This window comes from Pseudoalteromonas sp. S1650, assembly GCF_005887195.1.
GTDB classification, from domain to species: domain Bacteria; phylum Pseudomonadota; class Gammaproteobacteria; order Enterobacterales; family Alteromonadaceae; genus Pseudoalteromonas; species Pseudoalteromonas simplex.
On sequence record NZ_PNDF01000028.1, the window covers coordinates 1 to 22,597 of the forward strand.

General features: G+C 40.6%; 24 protein-coding genes. 6 read left to right on the top strand and 18 right to left on the bottom strand.

Annotated elements, in window-relative coordinates; translation table 11 throughout:
* Window positions 1–546: 546 nt before the first annotated feature.
* Complete coding sequence (locus CWB80_RS10115; RefSeq protein ID WP_138599485.1) at window positions 547–2,271, top strand: acetolactate synthase 3 large subunit; 1,725 nt, start codon at window positions 547–549, stop codon at window positions 2,269–2,271.
* Window positions 2,271–2,768: an acetolactate synthase small subunit gene (ilvN, locus tag CWB80_RS10120; RefSeq protein ID WP_054551998.1), complete on the top strand. Its 498-nt coding sequence runs from the start codon at window positions 2,271–2,273 to the stop codon at window positions 2,766–2,768. The genes CWB80_RS10115 and ilvN overlap by 1 nt, the downstream gene beginning before the upstream one ends.
* A gap of 82 nt (window positions 2,769–2,850) precedes the next feature.
* Here the strand turns inward: ilvN and CWB80_RS10125 are convergent, their stop codons facing one another.
* The 15 genes from CWB80_RS10125 to CWB80_RS10195 all read right to left on the bottom strand — a co-directional run bounded on the left by CWB80_RS10125 (window position 2,851) and on the right by CWB80_RS10195 (window position 14,063).
* Entirely contained in the window at window positions 2,851–3,126 is a 276-nt protein-coding gene (locus CWB80_RS10125; protein WP_036972004.1) for an HU family DNA-binding protein, read from the bottom strand.
* Between the two features lie 204 nt (window positions 3,127–3,330).
* Window positions 3,331–3,864 (bottom strand): DUF3833 domain-containing protein, encoded by a 534-nt coding sequence (locus tag CWB80_RS10130; RefSeq protein WP_138599484.1) that lies wholly within the window; start codon window positions 3,862–3,864, stop codon window positions 3,331–3,333.
* Window positions 3,857–4,354, bottom strand: coding sequence for a chalcone isomerase family protein (locus tag CWB80_RS10135; protein ID WP_138599483.1), 498 nt, complete (start codon window positions 4,352–4,354; stop codon window positions 3,857–3,859). Before CWB80_RS10135 ends, CWB80_RS10130 begins: the two co-directional genes overlap by 8 nt.
* A 55-nt stretch (window positions 4,355–4,409) precedes the next feature.
* A complete protein-coding gene (locus CWB80_RS10140; protein WP_138599482.1) occupies window positions 4,410–4,904 on the bottom strand; it encodes a DUF2878 family protein in 495 nt (164 codons plus the stop codon).
* Entirely contained in the window at window positions 4,882–6,144 is a 1,263-nt protein-coding gene (locus tag CWB80_RS10145) for an SAM-dependent methyltransferase (protein ID WP_138599481.1), read from the bottom strand. The genes CWB80_RS10140 and CWB80_RS10145 overlap by 23 nt, the downstream gene beginning before the upstream one ends.
* Window positions 6,145–6,148: 4 nt before the next feature.
* Window positions 6,149–6,898, bottom strand: coding sequence for a DUF1365 domain-containing protein (locus tag CWB80_RS10150; RefSeq protein ID WP_105181835.1), 750 nt, complete (start codon window positions 6,896–6,898; stop codon window positions 6,149–6,151).
* A complete protein-coding gene (locus tag CWB80_RS10155; RefSeq protein WP_138599480.1) occupies window positions 6,891–8,147 on the bottom strand; it encodes an NAD(P)/FAD-dependent oxidoreductase in 1,257 nt (418 codons plus the stop codon). The genes CWB80_RS10150 and CWB80_RS10155 overlap by 8 nt, the downstream gene beginning before the upstream one ends.
* Window positions 8,144–8,854, bottom strand: a complete 711-nt coding sequence (locus CWB80_RS10160) for an SDR family NAD(P)-dependent oxidoreductase (protein ID WP_054551991.1) — start codon at window positions 8,852–8,854, stop codon at window positions 8,144–8,146. The genes CWB80_RS10155 and CWB80_RS10160 overlap by 4 nt, the downstream gene beginning before the upstream one ends.
* The gene (locus CWB80_RS10165) at window positions 8,854–9,300 is read right to left on the bottom strand and encodes a nuclear transport factor 2 family protein (protein WP_054551990.1); all 447 of its coding nucleotides are present in this window, start codon (window positions 9,298–9,300) and stop codon (window positions 8,854–8,856) included. The genes CWB80_RS10160 and CWB80_RS10165 overlap by 1 nt, the downstream gene beginning before the upstream one ends.
* A gap of 1 nt (window position 9,301) precedes the next feature.
* Complete coding sequence (gene phrB, locus CWB80_RS10170) at window positions 9,302–10,693, bottom strand: deoxyribodipyrimidine photo-lyase (protein ID WP_054551989.1); 1,392 nt, start codon at window positions 10,691–10,693, stop codon at window positions 9,302–9,304.
* Entirely contained in the window at window positions 10,693–11,646 is a 954-nt protein-coding gene (locus tag CWB80_RS10175) for a YbgA family protein (protein WP_138599479.1), read from the bottom strand. The genes phrB and CWB80_RS10175 overlap by 1 nt, the downstream gene beginning before the upstream one ends.
* A 10-nt stretch (window positions 11,647–11,656) precedes the next feature.
* Entirely contained in the window at window positions 11,657–12,307 is a 651-nt protein-coding gene (locus CWB80_RS10180; protein WP_138599478.1) for a ChrR family anti-sigma-E factor, read from the bottom strand.
* The gene (locus tag CWB80_RS10185) at window positions 12,300–12,923 is read right to left on the bottom strand and encodes a sigma-70 family RNA polymerase sigma factor (protein ID WP_138599477.1); all 624 of its coding nucleotides are present in this window, start codon (window positions 12,921–12,923) and stop codon (window positions 12,300–12,302) included. The genes CWB80_RS10180 and CWB80_RS10185 overlap by 8 nt, the downstream gene beginning before the upstream one ends.
* Before the next feature lie 62 nt (window positions 12,924–12,985).
* A complete protein-coding gene (locus tag CWB80_RS10190; protein WP_138599476.1) occupies window positions 12,986–13,564 on the bottom strand; it encodes an LON peptidase substrate-binding domain-containing protein in 579 nt (192 codons plus the stop codon).
* Between the two features lie 220 nt (window positions 13,565–13,784).
* Window positions 13,785–14,063 (bottom strand): hypothetical protein, encoded by a 279-nt coding sequence (locus CWB80_RS10195; RefSeq protein WP_054551984.1) that lies wholly within the window; start codon window positions 14,061–14,063, stop codon window positions 13,785–13,787.
* A 258-nt stretch (window positions 14,064–14,321) separates the two neighbouring features.
* Here CWB80_RS10195 and trhA point away from each other — a divergent pair, with 258 nt between their 5' ends.
* Complete coding sequence (gene trhA, locus CWB80_RS10200) at window positions 14,322–14,951, top strand: PAQR family membrane homeostasis protein TrhA (RefSeq protein ID WP_054551983.1); 630 nt, start codon at window positions 14,322–14,324, stop codon at window positions 14,949–14,951.
* On the opposite strand, the gene CWB80_RS10205 is transcribed toward trhA, so the two are convergent.
* Both CWB80_RS10205 and CWB80_RS10210 read right to left on the bottom strand, forming a co-directional pair.
* Window positions 14,948–15,256 (bottom strand): MGMT family protein, encoded by a 309-nt coding sequence (locus tag CWB80_RS10205; RefSeq protein ID WP_054562368.1) that lies wholly within the window; start codon window positions 15,254–15,256, stop codon window positions 14,948–14,950. The genes trhA and CWB80_RS10205 overlap by 4 nt on opposite strands.
* Complete coding sequence (locus CWB80_RS10210) at window positions 15,240–16,151, bottom strand: LysR family transcriptional regulator (RefSeq protein WP_138599474.1); 912 nt, start codon at window positions 16,149–16,151, stop codon at window positions 15,240–15,242. The genes CWB80_RS10205 and CWB80_RS10210 overlap by 17 nt, the downstream gene beginning before the upstream one ends.
* Before the next feature lie 117 nt (window positions 16,152–16,268).
* Between CWB80_RS10210 and CWB80_RS10215 the strand changes: the two genes are divergently transcribed.
* The 3 genes from CWB80_RS10215 (at window position 16,269) to CWB80_RS10225 (ending at window position 21,549) form a co-directional block, all read left to right on the top strand.
* Window positions 16,269–17,354: an efflux RND transporter periplasmic adaptor subunit gene (locus tag CWB80_RS10215; RefSeq protein ID WP_138599473.1), complete on the top strand. Its 1,086-nt coding sequence runs from the start codon at window positions 16,269–16,271 to the stop codon at window positions 17,352–17,354.
* The gene (locus CWB80_RS10220) at window positions 17,354–20,425 is read left to right on the top strand and encodes an efflux RND transporter permease subunit (RefSeq protein ID WP_138599472.1); all 3,072 of its coding nucleotides are present in this window, start codon (window positions 17,354–17,356) and stop codon (window positions 20,423–20,425) included. Before CWB80_RS10215 ends, CWB80_RS10220 begins: the two co-directional genes overlap by 1 nt.
* Window positions 20,426–21,006: 581 nt before the next feature.
* Window positions 21,007–21,549, top strand: coding sequence for a hypothetical protein (locus CWB80_RS10225; protein ID WP_138599471.1), 543 nt, complete (start codon window positions 21,007–21,009; stop codon window positions 21,547–21,549).
* 72 nt (window positions 21,550–21,621) lie between these two features.
* On the opposite strand, the gene rluF is transcribed toward CWB80_RS10225, so the two are convergent.
* The gene (gene rluF / locus CWB80_RS10230) at window positions 21,622–22,566 is read right to left on the bottom strand and encodes a 23S rRNA pseudouridine(2604) synthase RluF (RefSeq protein ID WP_054551977.1); all 945 of its coding nucleotides are present in this window, start codon (window positions 22,564–22,566) and stop codon (window positions 21,622–21,624) included.
* Between the last annotated feature and the right edge of the window lie 31 nt (window positions 22,567–22,597).

A 22,597-nucleotide genomic window follows, 5' to 3' on the forward strand; every position in this document is an offset into this window, starting at 1 on the left:
GATTAAATATAAGTTGGGTGTCTATTTAAAAATATCCAAACCTTATGGTAGTGAGGTGTTAAAGTGGGTGTCTAATTATAAAAAAGAAACCATTCTGATAGTAGCTAAGTTATGCAAGGCAGTAACGTAAATGTATTATCTATTGGTTTGATTACCAATTTTCCACACCAACAATTAAATGCATAGTTACACCCCAAAACAATGACAATAAAACATACGGGTGCAGAAGAAATATCAAAAAATGAAAATAAGGAAAAATTAATGCAAAAAGCCGCATTTGCGGTTGACATCAGTTTCCAAAACACTTAAAAATACTACTAACATTTTTTAAACAGCAGCCATCTAGTCGGCTGTGCATTTTTTAGAAGAAAATTAAAAAATAATGAATATTCGCCGTCACCTTTTAGTCGTCAACGTTCTCGTACTGGTCTTAGTTACAAGCCCAGCGGGAGGCTATTAAAAGGTGAAAGCACGCTTTTTAAAAAACCCCCGCCATATGCGGGGGTTTTTTTATGCATTTATGCTTGCACACACAGAGGAATGAGGATGAGTACAACTGAATATAATGGATCCGAACTAGTTGTTCGGGCACTTAAAGAATTGAATGTTAAGTATATTTTTGGCTACCCTGGCGGGTCTGTTCTTGATTTATATGACGCGTTATTTCAACAAGAAGATATTGAACATATCTTAGTACGTCACGAACAAGCCGCTACTCATATGGCTGATGGCTATGCCCGTGCTACCGGTGAAGTCGGTGTGGTGCTAGCAACGTCAGGCCCTGGGGCTACAAACTGTATTACTGGTATCGCGACTGCTTATATGGATTCTATCCCAATGGTGGTGTTATCTGGCCAAGTTCCTACTGGTTTAATTGGTGATGATGCATTCCAAGAAACTGATATTGTTGGTTGTTCTCGCCCTATCGTAAAGCACAGCTATAACTGTCGAAGCGCAAAAGATATTCCAACAATCTTAGCTAAAGCATTCTACTTAGCCAGCACAGGCCGCCCTGGTCCGGTTGTGGTTGAATTACCTAAAGATATGCTTAACCCTGAGTTAAAGTTCCCATTCGAATTTCCAAAAACAACTGAGCTTCGAACTTATAACCCGAACACTAAAGGCCACTCAAAACAAATTCGTAAAGCAGTGAACGCAATTTTAGAAGCTAAAAAACTGGTTATTTACTCAGGTGGCGGCATTATTCTATCAAATACCTCTGAGCAACTAACTCACTTGGTTGAATCATTAAACGCGCCAATCACTAACACCTTAATGGGTCTAGGTGGTATCAGCGGTACTCATCCTAACTTTATTGGTATGTTAGGTATGCATGGTAGCCTTGAGGCAAATAAAGCCATGGCAAATGCTGATGTTATTTTAGCTTTAGGCGCTCGATTCGATGATCGGGTAACAAATAACGTTAAAAAGTTCTGCCCTAATGCCACTATCGTTCATGTTGATGTTGACCCAACCTCAATTTCTAAAACAATTAAAGCGCACATCCCGGTTGTTGGCTGCTTGAAAACAGTGCTTGAGCAGTTACAAACGGCGATTGATAAGAGCCCTATTTCAATTGATCGTTCTGCACAAGAAGACTGGTGGCGTCAAATCATTAGCTGGCGTGAACAAAAATGCCTAAGCTACAGCACGGATGGCGATAAAATCAAACCACAAGCGGTTATCGAGGCAATTTACAAAGCAACCAATGGTGATGCTTACATTAGCTCTGATGTAGGTCAGCATCAAATGTTTGCAGCTCAGTATTATCCGTTTAAACACCCTCGCCAATGGATTAACTCTGGTGGCTTAGGCACCATGGGCTTTGGTTTACCTGCAGCAATGGGCGTTAAGCTTGCCTTCCCTGATAAAGAGTCTATCTGTGTGACGGGTGATGGTTCAATTCAGATGAACATTCAAGAGCTATCAACTTGCTTACAATACAATTTAGCTGTGAAAGTTGTGTCGTTGAATAACCGTTCACTGGGCATGGTACGTCAGTGGCAAGATATGATGTATTCAGGTCGTCACTCATCTTCTTACATGGAATCACTTCCCGATTTCGTGAAATTAGTAGAAAGCTATGGCCACGTAGGTATTCGCGTTGATCATATTGATGAGCTTCAGCCTGCTATTGAAAAAGCCATGTCTATTAACGACAGACTGGTATTTTTAGACATCTGTGTAGATGAAAAAGAACATGTTTACCCTATGCAAATCAAGCTAGGGGCAGTCGATGATATGTGGTTACGTAAAGGAGTAAAAGCATAATGCGCCGTATTTTATCAATCTTATTAGAAAACGAACCTGGCTCGTTATCGCGCATTGTAGGCTTATTTTCACAGCGCGCTTACAACATCGATAGCCTGACTGTTGGCACGACTGACGATCATTCTCTTTCGCGTATTACCATTACAACCATGGGTGATGATCGCATCGTTGAGCAAATCACTAAACAAGTGAACAAGCTTGTAGATGTTCTTAAAATTATTGACTTAACCGAAATGGCGCACATCGAGCGTGAGCTATTATTAGTGAAAGTTTTTGCCCAAGATGAAACCACTCGAGCAGCAGTAACGCGTGTTGCTGATGTATTCCAAGGTGCTATTTTAGATATGGGGCGCCACAGCTACACACTGCAGCTTGTCGCGAGCACAGAAAAAATTGAATCCTTCCTTGATACTTTGCGTCATGAATCAGACATTATTGAAGTTGTACGTTCAGGTGCGGTTGGTATTGGTCGTGGTGATAAAGCGTTAAAGGCATAAGCCTTTTTCGCTAGCGCGACAAAACTCCAGATACAAAAAAAGGGCTATAAGCCCTTTTTTCAATAATTAGTAAGTTACCCTATTAAGGATTAACTTGGTCTTTAAGACCTTTACCCGCTTTAAAGCTTGGGATAGTTGCTGCTGCGATTTGGATTTCTGCACCAGTTTGTGGGTTACGGCCAGTACGCGCTGCGCGCTCTTTTACTGAGAAAGTACCGAAACCAACTAATGCTACTGAGTTACCTTCTTTAAGAGAGTTAGTAACTGCGCCAGTGAATGCATCTAGTGCACGAGTTGCTGCCGCTTTTGAGATTTCTGCATCAGTAGCAATTTTTTCAACTAATTGAGCTTTATTCATTGTTAGATTCCTATTCGTTATTATTTTGCCTTCGCAAAACCTATCTTTATGCATTTTTGAGAAGTTAGCAACAGCAAATTGCTATTTTTACGTAATTTATTCAAAAATGACTACTATTTAACTATCAATCACAAGGTTAGTGACATCAGTATTAATAAAGACTTAATTTAACTACCATCACAAAAATTTATGATAGCCAAACCATCATTCAATTTTCTCGATAACCAAGGTAACTTCCCCGACCTCAAAGCCAAACTTATCAATAGCGGTACGGTTAATCAAGCGTGATTGTGTTACCAAGTACATCCAATCATCGAAATTTACCACTAAAGTACTATCATCGTACGGAAGCTCGACAGAATATGTCCAATGGAACACACTGCCATTGCTGTCACCTTTTGCTTCGCCAATCACATCTGATGCAGTCCCTGTGATACTGCCATCATCATTAATGGTGATATACCAAGTACGCGTTTGCTTTTCGCCGTCATCATAAACAAATTGCTCGTCAATCACTCCCTGATTGCCGTTCCAAGACGCTTGCATATCAACTACCAGCTTACGGGTTAATTCACCTTTGTGGTCTTGTACAACGCCGTAGGCTTTGAGCTCACCGCTAAAAAACTGCTTAAAGTCAAACTTCGGCTCTGTGCCCTGATAATAATCAACATCTGGTGCAGAGCAGCTGGTAATTAACAGTACCATAGCAAAAATAAAGAGTGCTTTGAGCTTAATCATGTTTCCCTCCAATAAGCTGTTTACGAAGTGATGGTTCAGACGTGTCGGCGCTTAACCAAATTGCTAAGAAGTTATCAGCGAATTTATTATCATCGATCTGACCTAGCTCTTTATCATTAAAGTAAAAAGTACCGACTCCTTGCTCGTTTGTTAGAAACGACAAAGAATCGTTTTTTTTGATATCAGGCCAAAGGGCTAATAATTGTTTATCGTAAGCACCTACCATGTCATTGAGCTTTAAATGTTGCCATTGCTCGTTGGTTGCTTTGACGATGTCTTTCGCATCGAAATCCCGCAAATAAGTGAGTGTAAGTTTGCTGGGGTGTTGGCCAAACTGATACGAACCCGATGGGGTCTCTAATTTAGCGTTATAAACATCCCAAAACAGATACTCCATTTTCGCTTGGCCCACCGTTTTAAAGCCATTTGCATACACGCCCGCAGAGAACAATAACGCAGCAAATAAACTTAAATTAAGTGACTGTTTCATCGAATAATCCTTAAAGTTGTGTTGTAAAACACTACGAAAAACCACCTAAAACTGATCATTTAGCCGCTAAAAATCGCTTATTAATAGCGATTATCGCCATAAACATACTTGCCCAACCCAAACCATAAACGAGCCAAAACTGCCAAAGAACGAGCTCAGTATTAAGCACTTCAAAGCGCATTCCAGCATAGTAACTAGCAGGAGCAAATAGCGCGCAAACACCCCAAGCGATATACCAAGGCAGCTTTTGTAGAAAGTGCATCGAAGTATTAATGGTTAAAAGTAGTGCAGCCCAAAGTACAGCAAGCCATAGAGGAAAAGGGCTTACTTTAAAGGCAAGTAAATTTAAGCTGCTGGCAAGCCATTCATATCCCAGTGCGAGAGGCAAACCACATAAGAGTAGCCAACTATCTTGCTGGCGTTGCTTTGATAGATAAATCATCAAAGCGACAACAGCTAAAGCGGGTATCAGAGAGTTGTGCTCAAGGAGTAAGGCCATAAACCAGACTCCTTGAAACAAAGCAAAATTAATAATCGAGCGCGATATCATCGCCAGAATGGCCAAAACGAGGTTTACGGGCAACTAAATGAACGGTACTGATAGCACGGGTTCTAAACGCACCTTCACAGTAAGCTAAATAAAATAACCATAAACGATAGAATCGCTGGTCAAATTTCACTTTGTCTATTTCAGGCCAGCTAGCCACAAAACGCTCACGCCAATCAGCCAAAGTTCTTGCATAGTGAACACCAATATCTTTTACACTATGCACAACCATGTCTGTTTGCTGCTTTATTTGCTTATTCATTTCATCTAAACAAGGCAAACACCCCCCCGGGAAGATGTACTGCTGGATGAAATCGGAATTTTTAAGGTAATGGCTGTAACGCTGATCAGCTATGGTGATTGCTTGAATAAGCATTGCACCACTGTCTTTTAATAAAGACTGACATTTTGCAAAAAAGCCAGGTAAATACTCATGACCGACAGCTTCAATCATTTCGATTGATACAAGCTTATCGTACTTGCCCTCTAAGAGGCGGTAATCCTGCTTTAATAACGTTATTTTATGCTCAAGGTTAAGCTCTTTGACCTTTTGTTCTACATAAGCATGTTGCTCATCAGAAATGGTGGTCGTTGTTACATGGCAATCAAAATGTGTTGCTGCATAAATCGCAAAGGCGCCCCACCCTGTGCCAATCTCAATCACCGAATCACCGGGTTGTAAATCAACCTGCTCACAAATCAATGCGAGTTTGTGCGCTTGGGCCTGTTCAAGGCTAGCTTGTTTTGACGGGTAAACAGCACATGAATACAACATTTCGTCACTTAAAAATGCACTGTATAAATCGTTGCCTAAATCATAGTGCGCCGCGATGTTCTTTTTCGAACCACTGGCAGAGTTTTTATTTTTAATGTGATTAACTCGGTGCGCAATGCCACTTAAGAAGGCGAATTTTTTCTCGAATGCATCTAGCTGATCTTGGTTAAGGGCAAATATTTCAATAAGTTTAGTGAGGTTGTCACAATCCCAATAGCCAAGAATATAAGCCTCTCCGGCACCCACACTGCCAGATAACGCAAATGACTTATACATAGCAGCATCATTTACCGTGACCGTTGCGTGTAAATCACTTGTAATGTCACCGAATTGCTCTTTTTGGTTACCCTCTTTTAGGGTAATGCAACCGACATTGATACTGTTGAATGCACCTATTACCAGTTTTTTATAAAGCTTTGTCATCCAGCCGGTCGTTTGGGCTTGTGTTAAATTTGATACTTTTTCCATCACATCACCTAGTTGAATTCTCTTGTTTGCCCGAGTGGCCAATAAATGGCACACGTTTGCAAAACAACTTCAAAGCATGAAGGTAAATACCTTTAAAAATACTTAACGTCATAGCCGGAAACTGTTTAAGCACGGCACTAACCTGCTCTTTCGTGAGAGGGTGCTTTTGCAAACGCAGGGTTGCATCAAACAAAAGAGTGTCGTCTTTTTTATTTTCAATATGAATCATGGTGTTATCAGAGTTCATTCTAATATGCCAATGATAGTTCATATCTAAGTTCATGAAAGGTGATACGGAGAAAACCTTTTTAAAGTTCACTTTTTTTTCAAGGGGTACGACATAATAATGACGCTCATTCCAAGGCGTATTGCTCACTTCAGCAAGCATGTGAGTGAACTCGCCATGACTAGTTTGGAAGAAGAAAAAGTTAACCGGGCTAAAATAAATTCCTAAACAGCGCACCTGTCCGAGCATAAAAACATGGGTAAATTCATCGTCAATGCCAAGCTCTTTAATTTTGTTAAGTGCACGCTGCTTGAGTGGCAACTGCATATCGGTTTGATAATTAAAATAGTCGCTCTGATTAAATTTAAGCGCCTTGAAACCACTTAAGCCAAGCCAAGGATGAACTCCATTAAGCTCATCAGGCTTAGCTAAATCGACCCACATCATATAAAGCGGGTATTTAAAGTGATGCTCTTTGACGGCAAAGCGCCTGTGGCGAACATCACCTACATAAATGGCGCTATTCAAACTCGACTCCGAGTTGCTTTGCCACATTTACAGCACTTCTTACACCATCTTCGTGGAAACCGTTGTACCAATAAGCACCGCAAAAATAGCTATTATTTTTACCGTCAATAAGAGACTTTTGCTGCTGAGCGGCAATCGACTGTTTATTAAATACCGGATGATGATAAGTAAACTCGCGTAAAATTTTATCTTTTTTAATGCCATCAAGATGGTTAAGCGTGACACAAAATTGCGTGTCGCTCTTAATCCCTTGCAAAATATTCATCTGATAAGTCACAACAGCAGCTTTGTCTGTGTTGTTATTTAACAGGTAATTCCAACTCGCCCATGCTGCTTTGCGTTTTGGTAGCAGTGTAGTATCAGTGTGTAGTACCACTGAATTAGCCGTATAAGGTATCGCTGAGAGAACACTTTTTTCGTCTTCGCTTGGGTCTAATAACAACTTTAAAGCTTGATCTGAATGACAAGCAAACACAACTTTATCGAATGATTCACTGTGGCCATCATCAAAATGAACATGCACATTGTCATCTTTTCGAGATACCGAGCTGATATTACTATTTAAACGAATTTTATCAGCAAAACCTTGGATCATAGGTTTAATGTATTCGCGAGAGCCTCCCGGAATAACATACCACTGCGGACGATTAGTGATGTCCAACAAACCATGGTTATAAAAGAACTTAACAAAAAACTCTACGCCAACTTGCGCCATCTCTTTAATGCTTGTTGACCAAATAGCAGCGCCCATCGGCAAGATATAATGAAAACGGAAAAACTCGTTAAAATCATGCTCGCCTAAAAACTCACCTAGAGTTTGATTTGCTTTGTAATTTTTTTCAGCATGTAATGATTTACACACATCATTAAAGCGAACAATGTCTTTTAAAAGTTTCCAGAATTTAGGGCGAAAGATATTGCGTTTTTGTGCGAACAAACTCCAAAAAGTATGACCGTTATATTCAAAGCCTGTTTGTTCGTTATGCACACTAAAGCTCATTTGGGTTTTCTGACGCTCAACGCCCAAGCGCTTAAGTAGTTTTTCAAAATATGGGTAAGTTCGGTCGTTAAAGACAATAAACCCTGTATCAACAGCGTACTCAACGCCATCAACTTTTACGTCTATGGTTGCAGTATGGCCACCTATGTAGTCGTTTTTCTCAAATACGGTTACATCGTAGTGTTTATGCAATAGGTGCGCACAGCTTAAACCCGCTATGCCAGATCCAATAACAGCCACTTTTTTCAACGTGATAATCCTTTTGCAAGCTTCAGCCAAAGTGGCGTAGGAAGCATTCTTAAAAATTTTAAAATGAAGGTAAAACGGTGCGGAAAGTGCACTTCTTTGCGCCTTTTCGCGACCCCTTTATAAATATAATTTGCCGCTTTTTCTGCACTCACCGCCATAGGCATAGGAAAGTCGTTTTTATCAGTCAGCGGCGTTTTAACAAAACCAGGGTGAACTAAAGTGACATCGATATCTTTTAAATCAACCGCTAAGCTATTAGCTAAATAACTTACACCGGCTTTAGACGCACCATATGCTTGGCTGCGCGGTAAGGGTAAATAAGTCACACTAGAGCTTACGAGCACCAGCTGACCACCGGGCTTTATTTTTGGTAATAGCGCCTCAAGGCAATAGCCCATACTGAGCAGATTGGTCGTGACTACCCGTTCAAACAAGCTACTGTCAAAATTGCGAGCATCATCAATGTACTCACAATTGCCAGCATTTAAAATAACCCGGTCAAATTGCGTATAAGCCACTGTGCTCGAACGAATATCTTGAAGGTCTGTTGCATCAAACTGGCAAGACTCAATATTTTGATGTTGGCTCAATTTAGCAAGCTTTTCTGAATTTCTACCGCATGCAATGACCTGTTCATTATTGTCTGCATAAAGCGTTGCTAATGACTCGCCAATACCTGAAGTTGCACCTGTAATTAATGTCGTCATTATGCACTCGCTCTTTTATCGATGTATTTCACAGCCGAGCCAAGCACGGGAATATGCCTGTAAAGCATAGCGCCTACGTCAAAATAGTCGCGATGATTAATTATTTTATCGCCAGCAAACTTTAAACGGCTATGGCCTGCAACCGAGATTGCTTGGCCTTTGTTAAGCTTTGGATGTCGATATTGCATAGTCCAATAGATAAACGCGATGTCGTCTTTGCCCTCGGTATTTTCAGTAACATAGCTGTCTTCAATAACAAATTCGCAAGAAAGTACATTGGCGTAAAGGTTTTTGAAGTATTCACGCAGTTCCCCAAGACCATTTACCGCATGCAAGGGATCTGCGAAATGAATATCTGTATGATAGATTTCATTCAGTAACTGTAAATTGTCTTTATTGAGTGTTTGATAAACATCAATAAACCTATCAAGGATCGCCTTGTCCATGTCACACCTTAAATGCGTTAAGCGCTCGCTCTCGTGCGGCTTTATGATCAACAATTGCTGGCCAATAACTGCTCGACTTACCCTGTTTCGCTAGATAATCATGCGGAAAATGGATTTGCTTAGCAGGTATTTTTTCCAGCTCTGGTAAATATTTACGGATAAATTCACCATCTGGATCAAACCGCTCGCTTTGGGTGATAGGGTTAAAAATTCGGAAATATGGCTGAGCATCACACCCTGTACTAGCAGCCCATTGCCAGCCACCGTTATTAGATGCAAGGTCGCCGTCTATTAGGTGGTGCATAAAAAAACGCTCGCCTTTACGCCAATCAATTAATAAATGCTTGGTTAAAAAGCTCGCAACCACCATGCGTAATCGGTTATGCATCCAGCCAGTTTGCAGAAGCTGCCTCATTGCAGCATCAACTAACGGGTAGCCTGTTTTACCTTCGCACCATGCTTTAAAGTCGCTGTCATCATCACGCCATTTCACAGCGTTGTATTTATCGTTAAAATTTTCGTACTTATTTAGGTTTGGATAAATCGCGATAAGGTGACGGTAAAACTCACGCCAAATCAATTCGTTAACCCAACAAAACAAGTTACTTTTACTGCTACGGAGTACATCAGGGTGACGCTGTTGGATCAGTGCCAATAATTGATGAACGCTGATAATGCCAAGGGCTAAATATGGGCTTAAACCCGAGGTGCCTTTAATGCTTGGGATATCTCGTTGGTCTTGATATGTTGCGAGTTTTTCTTCAATAAAGCGCGCGCAAACGTGGCTGAGTGTTTCATCATCAACAGGCCATTTTTCTGAGCTGCCGTCTGAGGCTAATAACTCACTTGGCTGCCACTCAATTGGCTCGAACATCTGTGGCGGCTCAGCAAAATAAAAGTGGGTGTCTTGATAAACTTTTAACCATGCATTTTTAAATGGCGTGAATACTTTAAACATTTCGCCGCTTTGATTTTTGATGCTTCCCGGTGGCGCAATCACATCGCCGTCGTATGCGTAAAAAGCAACCCCATAGCTGTCAGCGTGCTGTAAAAAGGCTTTATCTCGGTTTACCTCGTTAAGCTCATATTCGTTGTTAGCGTAGACATTTTTTACTTGATGCTGCTCGCAAAAGGACGCTAACTTTTCAACACAGCCTGCGTAATCAGCTGCATCAATAATATGTAATTCAATACCTTTGCTAGCTAAAAGCTCCCCTAAGAAGCTAAGCCTACGCTTTAATAAATCTAGCTGGATAGCAGCCACATCATGCTTTTGCCATTGCTTTTCAGTAATAAAAAATACCGCATTTCTGCAACCATTTTCGATTGCATGATACAAGGCGTCGTTATTAAAAAGGCGCAGATCGCGCCTAAACCAAAATAATGTATTCATTAAATTCCGTAGCGTAGTTTTAATTCGTTCGGATAGGGGTCAAGATACACTTGCTTAGCAAGATACTCGTTTGGATGCACTTTTAAATGATGCTTAATTAGCGTAAGTGGTACGTATAGTGGCACTAAGCCTTGGCGATATTCATCGATGGCATCACGTAGTTCTTGCTTTTCAATCTTAGAAAGCGATTTTTTAAAATAACCTTGCAAATGCATTAAGGTATTTGCGTTATTTTTACGTGAAGCTGGCTTTTTAAGGGCTGTCATTAACCCTAAAATATATTCATCAGCCAAAGTTTGGATATCTTCGCCATCAAAAGTGCCAAGCAAATTCCCCAGACTACGGTAAGCCTCGTAGTTGTGTGCCATCAATAAGTATTTATATTGGGCATGAAACTGAGTCAATCGATGAACTGTGAGGGGTTGCTCGCTTAATGTTTGCCAATGCTTGTAAGTATAAACACGCATTACAAAGTTTTCGCGAAGATGCATATCATTTAAACGACCGTTTTCTTCGCATGGCAACAATGGGTTATGTGCCATTATTTGCTCTGCAAAAAAGCCAACGCCTTCCGAGGTGTTACCTGTACCCGCTTCATTGTAGATTTTAATTCGTTCCATACCGCAACTAGGACTTTTCGCGCAAAATACAAAGCCACTTAATTCTGCCGTTTGTTCTGTGGCAACGCGTTTACCGTATTCTGTTAACTTAGGACCAACATCGCCAGTGCCATCTGGGCGGCACACTTTAATAGTATCGCCAACACGCACTTGGCGGATCGTTGGCCGAGGGATTGGCAACCCTACCGCTACTTCAGGACAAAACTTTTTATATTCAACATGGTTAGCCAACTCATCCATGCAAAAATTAGATTTTTTGTGCCCGCTGTCAAAGCGAACCTTGTCGCCTGCTAAGCAGGCGCTTAAACCAATTTTAATTGTCAATTGCTGCATATAAACTCTACTAATAGATAAGATTACCAATTGGGTTCAGTAATTTACTAATACCTTTATTGAAGTGTAGGGCACTACTTACAACTGTAAAGCACAAGCACCCTTCAATCGTTTTTGGTGTGTGATTGTGACGACCATCTAACATCATAAAGTCACCTGGTACATAGTGTCCGTCTTCATCACTAAACTCCCCATCTAATAATAAAGTGAGCTCAAAACCTGTATGTGTGTGCTCAGGAATTTCACCACCCGCATCAATATGAAGCAGACTTGCTCGTAACGCGCCATCATCTAAATCAATACGAGAACGGGCAAGTTTACCTATTTGCATAAACTTACTATGACCAATCCGGGTAAGCGCTCTAGGTAATGTGTAAGTTTTGTCTTTAACATCAACCGACACTTGTGCTTGCTCGTACACTTCATCAATAGTTTCATCAGCTGTGATCGCATCAAACATACTAGAATCAAACATGTCATCCATATCAATAGCGGATTCTGCAAATACAGTGTCTGCATTTTTGGCTTCAAGCGCAGCGAGCTCTTTTTGACACACAGGACACATTTCAACATGAATAGCGACTGCAACACTCAAAGTGGCAGGTAAATTACCTTCACTGAACTTGGCAAGTAATTCGTTGCTAGGATGGTGCTTAATCATGGTGATCTCCCATTTCATTGCGTAACTTCTGCAAGGCTAAGCGAAGACGTGACTTCACTGTGCCTACGGGAATATTTAAATGTTCAGCAAGCTGTTCTTGCGACATATCTTGGAAATATACACCGCGCACAACTTCACGTTGCGCAAGGGGTAACTTATCAAGGTATTGTTTGATCTGTTTATCTTCTAAATGGTCACTAAATTCATGCTGGCCTGGCTCGGCTTCATCAATCAATGGCCAGATATCTTCACTAATGCACTCTTCTTTACTGCTCTTCATTTTTCTAAGCATATCGAAAGAAGCATTACGCATCACGGTATACACCCAAGTTGTCGCAGCACCTTTCTCTTTGTGGTAAAGATGCGCTTTGCGCCATACAGAGGTAAGGGTTTCTTGAACTAATTCCATCGCTTGCGCTTCAGAGCCAAATTGTTTGATTCCAAAACGTTTTATTTTTGGCGAAAAATATTGGAACAGCACAGCAAACGCACGCTTATCACGGTGCGTTGCTACAGCAAATAAGGCATCAGCAAGCTCTTTGCTTGGTGTATCTGGCATGGCAGAAAATTGACCTGTGTTAGGTTTACAACCGGTTTGAAGTTGTTGACTTACCATCTTTGTGTCATCCAATTATTGTCGTAAAAACTTATACGCCAAAAAGTTGATGTGAGATCACATTAATCAGTAAATTCGTTGTTAATTAGAGTATGGAGGAAACTTAGCAAGTTTTCAAAATTAGATTTAAAGGCAAGTTGTTGTTTTTTAACTAATGAAATAGGCAAAATTTCGAGCCAGCGGGCAACAACCCAAGCAAGGTTATCAAATTGTGGGGTTTTATAAAGACCAGCTAAATCAGGCTGATTTGCAAACACAGCACGAAGCGTGTCGCTTAGTAAGGTGTTTTCGTCATTGATTGGTGTGTTTACATACCATGAAGGCGATGTAATTAGTTCGATGTCAGCATGGCGTAGTTGCTGCTTATCCTGATACGCGTTATGCATAGACACGGCATGTTCAGCATAAACATCAATTAGTAATTGGCCACTATCATCTTGATTGAAGTCGGTTATTTGCACTAAACAACCTATTTCGGGCAAGTTAAGATCTGTATCGTGTTGATAAGTGCACAGCACAAAGCCTGTATTATCTTGTACCGCTTCTTTGACCATCGTTAAGTAACGCTGCTCAAAAATTCTTAGCTTGGTGAACCCTTCAGGTAAAATAAAAACCGGTAAAGGAAAAATCGCACGCTTCATAAAGTCTACTATTCTAAAACCACATGCCTTTAATTACGTGCGTTTTTAATCCGCCGATCAATATTTCATGAAATCTTAATATCTACTTTGTACTCTAGAAGTTGAACCATTGCGCAACGTTACGAAATAATTCGATTGATGCATACGCACTGAGTAAACTCAAAACCGGTGCAACCATAAGTAAAAATAAGCTGATTTCACTACTCATTGTCTTGTTTCCTTACTGCTTGTTTGTTGCTTTAGGAGCTTGAGCAATTTTTAACTCTTCTTCTTTCGAAGCAATTGCATCTTCACTCATGTAAGTATCTAGTAACTTTTGAGCATCAAACTCAATGCTGTTCATTACGCTTTCTTTCAATTCAATGCTTGCTTGTTGAACATAGCTTTTAACAGATTGTGTAATGGTGTTGCTGATATCTAATTCAAAGTCAGTAGCGCTTGCTTGAGTTGACCCTAATACAAGTAACGCAGCAGTAGTTAATTTAAGTGAGTTATTCATAGTGGTATTCCTTGTCTCTTTAAGTAATTAGTCGTAATTACTTAATCAAAGGTTGTGCCACACTGAAAATATTTTTTAATTAATTGATTTCTAACGATTTAAATATAAGTTTGTTTTTTAACCTCATTCAGGACTGGTTAATATAACCAACGAATTTAAATTTTTTGACCAACATTTAGTGAAAAAATAAGCATTGCCAACTTCAGCGCACACTTGTACACTGAAACTGTTTTATTCACTCATTTTTAGTAGATAGATATGACAGAACAACTCCCTTATTCACACCAAGAAGAACAACTTAATGTGCTTACTCACGGCATGGGAGTCCTGTTTTCGGTATATGTACTGTGGGACTTAATTTCACAATCTAAAGTTGTGTCAGCTACGGTGAGCGCCATCGTGTATGGCTCAAGTCTACTGGTATTATTTTTAGCCTCGACCTTATATCACGCCAGTACCAGAGAGCGCATACGAGCCATTTATAAAAAATGTGACCACTGTGCGATTTACTTGCTTATTGCCGGTACCTACACGCCTTATTTAGTTATTTCGTTATCTGGGGCTTGGGCAATTGCCGCTTTGGTATTTATTTGGTCTTTAGCGCTGAGTGGGGTTGCGTATAAATTACTGGTCAAAAACACGAATAAAAAAGTCTCTCTCGCTACCTATTTATTGATGGGCTGGTTTGCATTAGCACTTGTTTACCCACTTTATTTGAACCTTGATTTAAGCGCTTTATGGTGGCTGCTAGCTGGCGGGATTGCGTACAGTTTAGGCACTGTGTTTTACAGCGCTAAAACCCGCCATTACAGCCATGCTATTTGGCATGTATTCGTGTTAGTTGGCTGTGTTTGTCATTACCTATCAATTAGCTTGTATGTTTATTAGTCCCACTGGTGCAGGCGCATATTAATTTTAGCTTTATTAAAAGTAACACCTTCACTTAGTAGTTTTTGTCGTTGCTCGAGGTGTTTATTGCTGCCTTCAGGAAACGATATTTTACCCTGACTATTAACCACCCGATGCCATGGAATGCTTGAGCCTTCGGGCATTACTTTTAATAACCGTCCCACTAACCTTGAGTTATTAGGGTATCCCGCAAGTTTTGCTACTTGCCCATAGCTGGCAACTTTCCCCTCAGGAATAGCACAAATAATGGTATAAATTAAATCTTCTTTAGTTGCCTGCTGCACGACTCGACTCCAAATACTGTTTACTGACTTCGCTAAAATCTTGCCAAATAGCTCTTGCAACAGGGCCATGATGAACCGAGTGCTGTCTAAATACACGAATTTCTGCACCAAACTGGTGTTCACGATCGATTATTTTAATTTGTTGTAATAAACCAGCGTCGATTTCTGCTTGGCAATGTTGCAAACTGATCATTGCCCAGCCCGCACCAGAGAGTAAAAACGACTTAACACTGGTTATATCGTCAATTTTCATTAATGCAGAGCCTAGCGTATAAGAAAGCCTATCGCTATCAAAGCTCAAGTCGCTTTCAAACATGGCTAAACACGGGTAATTTTGAATTTCTGAAAAGGTGATTGAACTTGGCACCACATCAGGCGCGCTGACAATACCTATATCAAATTTACCAATTGGCAAACTTTCGAGATCCCCTGTTGCATGAAACAAATCAAACCAAGGGCCAATTCCTAAATCAGCCTCATGGCTATTAACTTGCTCAAGAGATACAAAACGTTTACCTGAAGAAATACTAAACTCTGTACTGGCAAAACGTTTAAATGTACGACTGATCACTTGGTTATAGCTGTTTTGATGGCAAAGTTGCTCGTAGCATATTTTGTAATTGGCCTCATTACCTAATGCAAGCTCTTTAGCGAGTGAGCTTAACTCACTGTTTGCATTAAGCAATTGTCGGGCTTCTCGATAAAAAATTCGGCCTTTTTCAGTTAAGTGTAATCGATATTGACTACGGTCTAGCAGCTCAAAACCTAGCTCTGACTCCAGCTTCTTAATCGCTAGCGTGAGCGCAGGTTGAGTCTTATGCAATTTAAGTGCGGCTTGACTCAAACTAGAGCTTTGCACAATAGCATCTAGAATGATTAATTGATTTAAATTCATTAATGGCAAACTATATAAATAAAACTTATGCTGTTTCTAAAATTTAATAATTTTTATTTTATATCTTTGCAGCGTATCCTGCAGCAAATTTATGCTTTCTTATCTATGGAGAAGACAATGAGATTGGCACCCGCCGTGTTAATGAGCAGTATGTTTCTGTTACTTGCGGCATGTTCAGAGCAAGCACAACAAGGTGAAGCAGAGTCGGTAGTTCGCCCTGTAAAACTGTTTAATATTGGTAATAATTCGGAGCAGAGCATTCGCAGCTTTCCTGCTGAAGTGGTTGCTAACCAAGGATCTTACCTTGCCTTTCGAGTAAATGGTGAGTTACTTGAGTTCCCTGCTCTTGCGGGCCAACACGTTGAGAAAGACCAGCTTTTAGCCAAACTGGATCCTGAAGATTTTCAACTGCAATATGATGAGCGCAAAGCACGTTATGAACTTGCAGCGTCTCAACTTGAGCGTGTGCAAAAGCTATTTAACCGCTCAATTGCCAGCCAATCTGAGTTAGACCAAGCCCTTGCTAATAAACAAGTTGCTGAGTCTGCGCTTAAAATTGCCAAAACCAACCTAGATAATAGCGAATTACGCGCGCCGTTCGCGGGTACTGTGGCAAAGGTATTTGTGAAAAACTTTGAAAACATTCAAGCAAAACAAAACATCCTACGCCTTGAAACCCGCGACCTAATGGATGTGGTTATTCAAGTGCCTGAAAAACTCATTGCACGCATCGATAAAGACGTTCACTATCAACCTGATGTTGTATTTGATGGTTATCCAAACAAGTCATATCAATTAACCATTAAAGAGTTTGATACCCAAGCCGACCCAATTACTTTAACGTATAAAGTTGTGTTTTCATTACCTGTGCCAGAAGATTTTAATCTACTTGCCGGTATGACTGGCCGCGTTGATATAGACTTAAGCAAAATCACCAGTTCACAATCACCTTATACATTACTGCCTGTTGAGGCGGTATTCTCAGAGCCTACCAAGTCTGAAAACGACAACAGCTATGTGTGGCTTTACGACGAAAATACCGGTTTAGTGCACAAACAAGCTGTTGAAGTTGGCCAATTACATCGTGATGGCATTGAAGTACTATCAGGTATTAAAGAAGGCCAAATCGTTGTGGCTGCTGGTGTGCACTTTTTAGAAGAAGGCATGAAAGTGCGTCCATGGCAAAAAGAGCGAGGCTTATAATGAGCTTTGCTGCACTCGCTATTGAAAGAAAAGTCATTAGCTGGATGTTCGCGCTGTTTCTACTTATTGGTGGAACCGTCGCTTACTTTGGCTTAGGACAACTTGAAGACCCTGAATTCACCCTAAAAAAAGCCATGGTGATCACCCTTTATCCGGGCGCGTCACCACAGCAGGTTGAAGAAGAAGTCACCTTCCCTATTGAAAATGCAATTCAGCAGCTACCGTATGTTGATTACGTAACCAGTATTTCATCACCGGGTAAATCGCAAATTACCGTCGAGATGAAAAGCAATTATCGTAAACAAGACTTACGCCAAATATGGGACGAACTGCGTCGTAAAATCAATGATCAGGCATCGTCGATGCCCTCAGGTGTTTATCCAAGCAAGATTATGGATGACTTTGGTGATGTATACGGGGTGATGTATGCAGTCACTGGTGATGGTTATTCTTACGATGAGCTAAAAGATTACGTTGATTATTTAAAACGTGAGCTTGTTTTGGTTGATGGCGTTAGTAAAGTAACAGTGGGTGGTGAGCAACAAGCACAAGTTATGGTTGAGATTTCAACCCGTAAACTTGCCCAGTTAGGTATTTCGCCTAATCGTATTTATCAACTTTTACAAACTCAAAATAGCGTGTCGAACGCTGGTAAAGTGCGTGTTGGCGATGAATCAATTCGCTTACACCCAACCGGTGAATTTAAAGACGTAAAAGAGCTCGAAAACCTACTGATTTCTAAGCCTGGTGAAAATGAGCTTATTTACTTAGGTGACGTTGCCACCGTTTTTCGTGAGTATGCCGAAGTCCCTAACAATATTATTCGCTATAACCAGCAGCAAGCACTACTGGTAGGTGTGTCGTTTAGCACTGGCGTTAACGTTGTTGATGTAGGTGCAAATATTGATGCCCATTTAGCGTCACTAGAGTATCAACGACCACATGGTATGGAAATTAACAGCGTTTATAACCAACCAGAAGAGGTTGAGAAGTCAGTTAGTGGCTTTATTATCAGCCTACTTGAAGCTGTTGCCATCGTTATTATTGTACTTTTATTATTTATGGGCTTTAAAAGTGGCGTACTGATTGGTGTAATACTGCTACTGACCGTATTAGGTACCTTCATTTTCATGAAGTTGTTTGCCATTGATTTACAGCGGATTTCGCTTGGCGCCTTGATTATAGCTTTAGGGATGCTGGTAGATAATGCCATTGTAGTAACCGAAGGCATATTGATTAACCTAAAACGCGGACAAACAAAACTGCAAGCGGCGACTAACATTGTTAATCAAACCAAGTGGCCATTACTGGGGGCTACGGTTATTGCAATTACTGCCTTTGCGCCGATTGGCTTGAGTTCAGATGCCAGTGGTGAGTTTGCTGGCAGCTTGTTCTGGGTGTTGTTTATTTCCTTGTTACTAAGCTGGATCACAGCTATTACCTTAACGCCTTTTTTCGCTGATTTAATGTTTAAACAAGCCACTGAAAAACAGCCGCATCACGATGAAGACCCTTATCAAGGTGTTATTTTTAATGTTTATAAAGGCGTGTTGCATACAGCAATGCGGTACCGTAAAACCACGCTACTGCTGATGGTGATCATGCTTGTTAGCTCAGTTTATGGCTTTAAATTTATCAAGCAGTCGTTCTTCCCAGCATCGAATACTCCTATGTTCTATGTCGATTATTGGCATACGCAAGGCGCTGATATTCATACCACTATGGATGGTGTTGCAAAGCTCGAAAAATTCTTACAAGACGACCCACTGGTTGAAGAAATTACCACAACAGTTGGACAAGGTGCACCGCGTTTCATGCTGACTTACGCACCTGAAAAATCATACCCAGCTTATGGGCAATTGATTATTCGAGTAAAAGACCGCGAAGCTGTTACAACCACGATCAAAAAAGTACGCGATTACCAACACGAGCATGTACTTGATGCTCAGCTCAAAGTAAAACGTATGGAAATTGGCCCATCAACAGATGCAAAAATTGAAGCGCGTTTTTCTGGTGCTGATCCTGTGGTACTTCGCCAATTAGCAAAAGAGGCGAAAGACATTCTGCATCAAGATGCGGGGGCATTTAATATTCGTGACGATTGGCGTGCTCGCTCGAAGTTAATTCGTCCACAATTTAACGAGCAAAAAGCCCGTCGTTTAGGGATTGCCAAATCTGATCTTGATCAGCTGCTGTTAACTAGCTTATCGGGTAAACAAGTGGGCGTATATAAAGACGGCACGCAAATGCTGCCTATTATTGCTCGCTCACCTGCTGAAGAGCGCTTAAACGTTGAAAGCTTGCGCGACTTACAAATTTACAGCCCAGTGTTAGGAGTGTTTGTTCCGGTGACACAAGTGGTTGATGATTTTGTTGTTGAGTGGGAAGACAGCTTGATCATGCGACGTGACCGTAAGCGTACCATCACTGTAATGGCTGACCACGATGTTATTGGCGATGAAACTCCAGCGAAGCTCTTTGCACGTGTTCGCAAAGACATTGAAGCTATTGAGCTACCTCGTGGCTATGAGTTGCAATGGGGCGGCGAATATGAGTCATCAACAGATGCGCAAAAAGCGATTTTCGGCTCATTACCTCTTGGTTACTTAGCTATGTTCGCTATAACTGTATTACTATTCAATTCAGTTAAAAAACCTTTAGTGATTTGGGCAACAGTGCCACTAGCCATTGTGGGTGTATCAGCTGGTTTATTACTCATGAATGCAGCATTTAGCTTCATGGCCCTGCTTGGCTTACTGAGCTTAAGCGGTATGCTCATCAAAAACGGCATTGTATTAGTTGATCAAATTAACCTTGAACTTGATAGCGGCAAAGAGCCTTATAAAGCGGTATTTGACTCAGGTGTAAGCCGTGTTCGCCCTGTAGCGATGGCAGCAATTACCACCATTTTAGGCATGATCCCACTGCTATTTGACGTGTTCTTCCAGTCAATGGCGGTAACCATTATGTTTGGTCTTGGTTTTGCTACAGTGCTGACACTAATTGTTGTGCCTGTGCTTTATATCATGCTGTTTAAGATCAAAGTACCAAAGCAGCGTCACGCTAATTAATACAGATTGACTCTCAACCAAAAGCCCTTTCAGCAAACTGTTAGGGCTTTTTCTTTGTTACCTATTATTTTAAAAGGTAATAAAATCCGCCACAGCCAGCAAATAAAAATAAGCAACACCAAAAATAAAAGCGCACTGGTTCTTGGTGCTTATAAATTGTGGTGATGCTCCCTGTATAGCTTCGGCTACCTATACGAATGTTATTCGTAAGTAACCCCAACACCCCATATCTAACAAGCAATAGGGATGCAATAAAGCTAAATGCATTCTGAAAAGTAGCCATTGATAACTCAGTTTATTAGTCATGCAAAATTGGTCAGCTATCAATAATTAACTTATTTATTATTCTCGGTAAAGTCGGATGCCGAGAGCTCGCCAGTGTCTAGTTAAGGTGGGTGTCTAGTTAAGGTGGGTGTCTAGTTAACTGCGTCTAGTTAACGGCCTTTAAAGTGAGTTTAAAGTGAGTGTCCTTTTTTGATGATCTTGTTATGGTTTTTAATAAAGTGGGTGTCTGTTTAATGCTTAACCTATCAGCTTGTGTGCTAACCTATTTCTGCTGATTTAGTACTTGAAGAATTAAGATGTTTAGAAGTGGTTTTTACTTACTGATTGCAATACTCAGTGGAACTTTAAGTGCCAATGAAAAAGCATACTATCAGCATGAGTCTAATGTGGCTTTTCACGTTGCCGTTGAAAGTTTATCCGATGCTGTTTTAGCAATTGAAGGACAAAATGGATTGATATTTAACTCAAGATGGATTTTTGGGGAAATAGGCACACCAGTCGCAGATATTTGTGAAGGGCAACAATCAGCCGATTTTGAGTTCGGGTGTGATTCTGTTTCAAACCGCGCTGTTGAATCTCATTACGACTTTCCACAATACAGTCAGATTGCTCTGTATTTTAGACCTAACTTGATTGTGAATGGACTCAAATTGATTGAAGCAAGTGTCAAAAACAATGAAATAGCGCTATTAGTATTTGAAGATGACAATACAAAAGAGCTATTCTTTGTAAGAAAACATCAACTTATCGATATTATCTCGAAAAAACTCACTAAAAAAGAATTTAAACAGAAAAGAGACCGTCTTGAAGATGATGCTATTTACCCTAATAAAGGCTAAGGTTGAAATCAGTATCATTTAGAACCCTGAGGGAACCAGTAAAGACTAGTCAGGGCTCTAATGCGCTGAAGCTTACTTTTTCAGGCTTAATGTACCTGTACGTTTAGTACTGCTACGCTTCGTTTGATTTGGTTTTGATGAGTGTGGATTGCCAGCTTTTGATCTTGATTGACCTTGCTTGGCATCATTGCGTGCTTTTTTCACGTATTTAGAAAAGTCGCGCTTTTTTTCTTCTTCATTGCGTGGCTTTTGCTTCGCACGAGCTTGCGTTGGCTGTTTGTTTTCATCAATTGAACGCTCTTCCGTTTTACCTGAGTCGGCAATTGAGTTATTGATCTCAGCCATTTCTTGTTCGGTTAAGTGACGCCACTGCCCTACTTTTAAACCCTTTAGGGTCACGTTCATAATTCGTGTGCGCTTTAAAGTCACCACTTCATAGCCTAAATATTCACACATACGGCGTATTTGGCGGTTTAAGCCTTGTGTTAGCACAATGGTAAATTGCTGCGGGCCGGTTTGTTTAACCTTACACTTTTTAGTAACGGTATCGAGGATAGGAATACCATTTGCCATCTTATTAACGAACTGGCGATTAAGTGGTTTATCAACCGTTACTACGTATTCTTTTTCATGATTATTACCAGCGCGAAGAATTTTATTAACGATGTCGCCTTCGTTAGTTAAGAAAATTAAGCCTTCTGAAGGTCTATCTAAGCGTCCAATTGGGAAAATACGTTCTGGGTAATTAACTGCTTTAACAATATTGCTTTGGATTTTTCGCTCAGTCGTACAAGTAATACCAACAGGTTTGTTATAGGCAATATAAACCAGCTTAGGCTTTGCTTTTAAAGGCTTGCCATCAATGAGTACATCATCGGCGTCACTGACTTTTACGCCCATTTCAGGCAAGTTGCCGTTAACAGTAACACGACCTTCTTCAATATATTTATCTGCCTCACGGCGTGAACAAAAACCTGTTTCACTGATAAATTTATTTAATCGCTTTAACTCTGTCATGGCACACTTCTGTCTGGATTTTAAAGCCGCT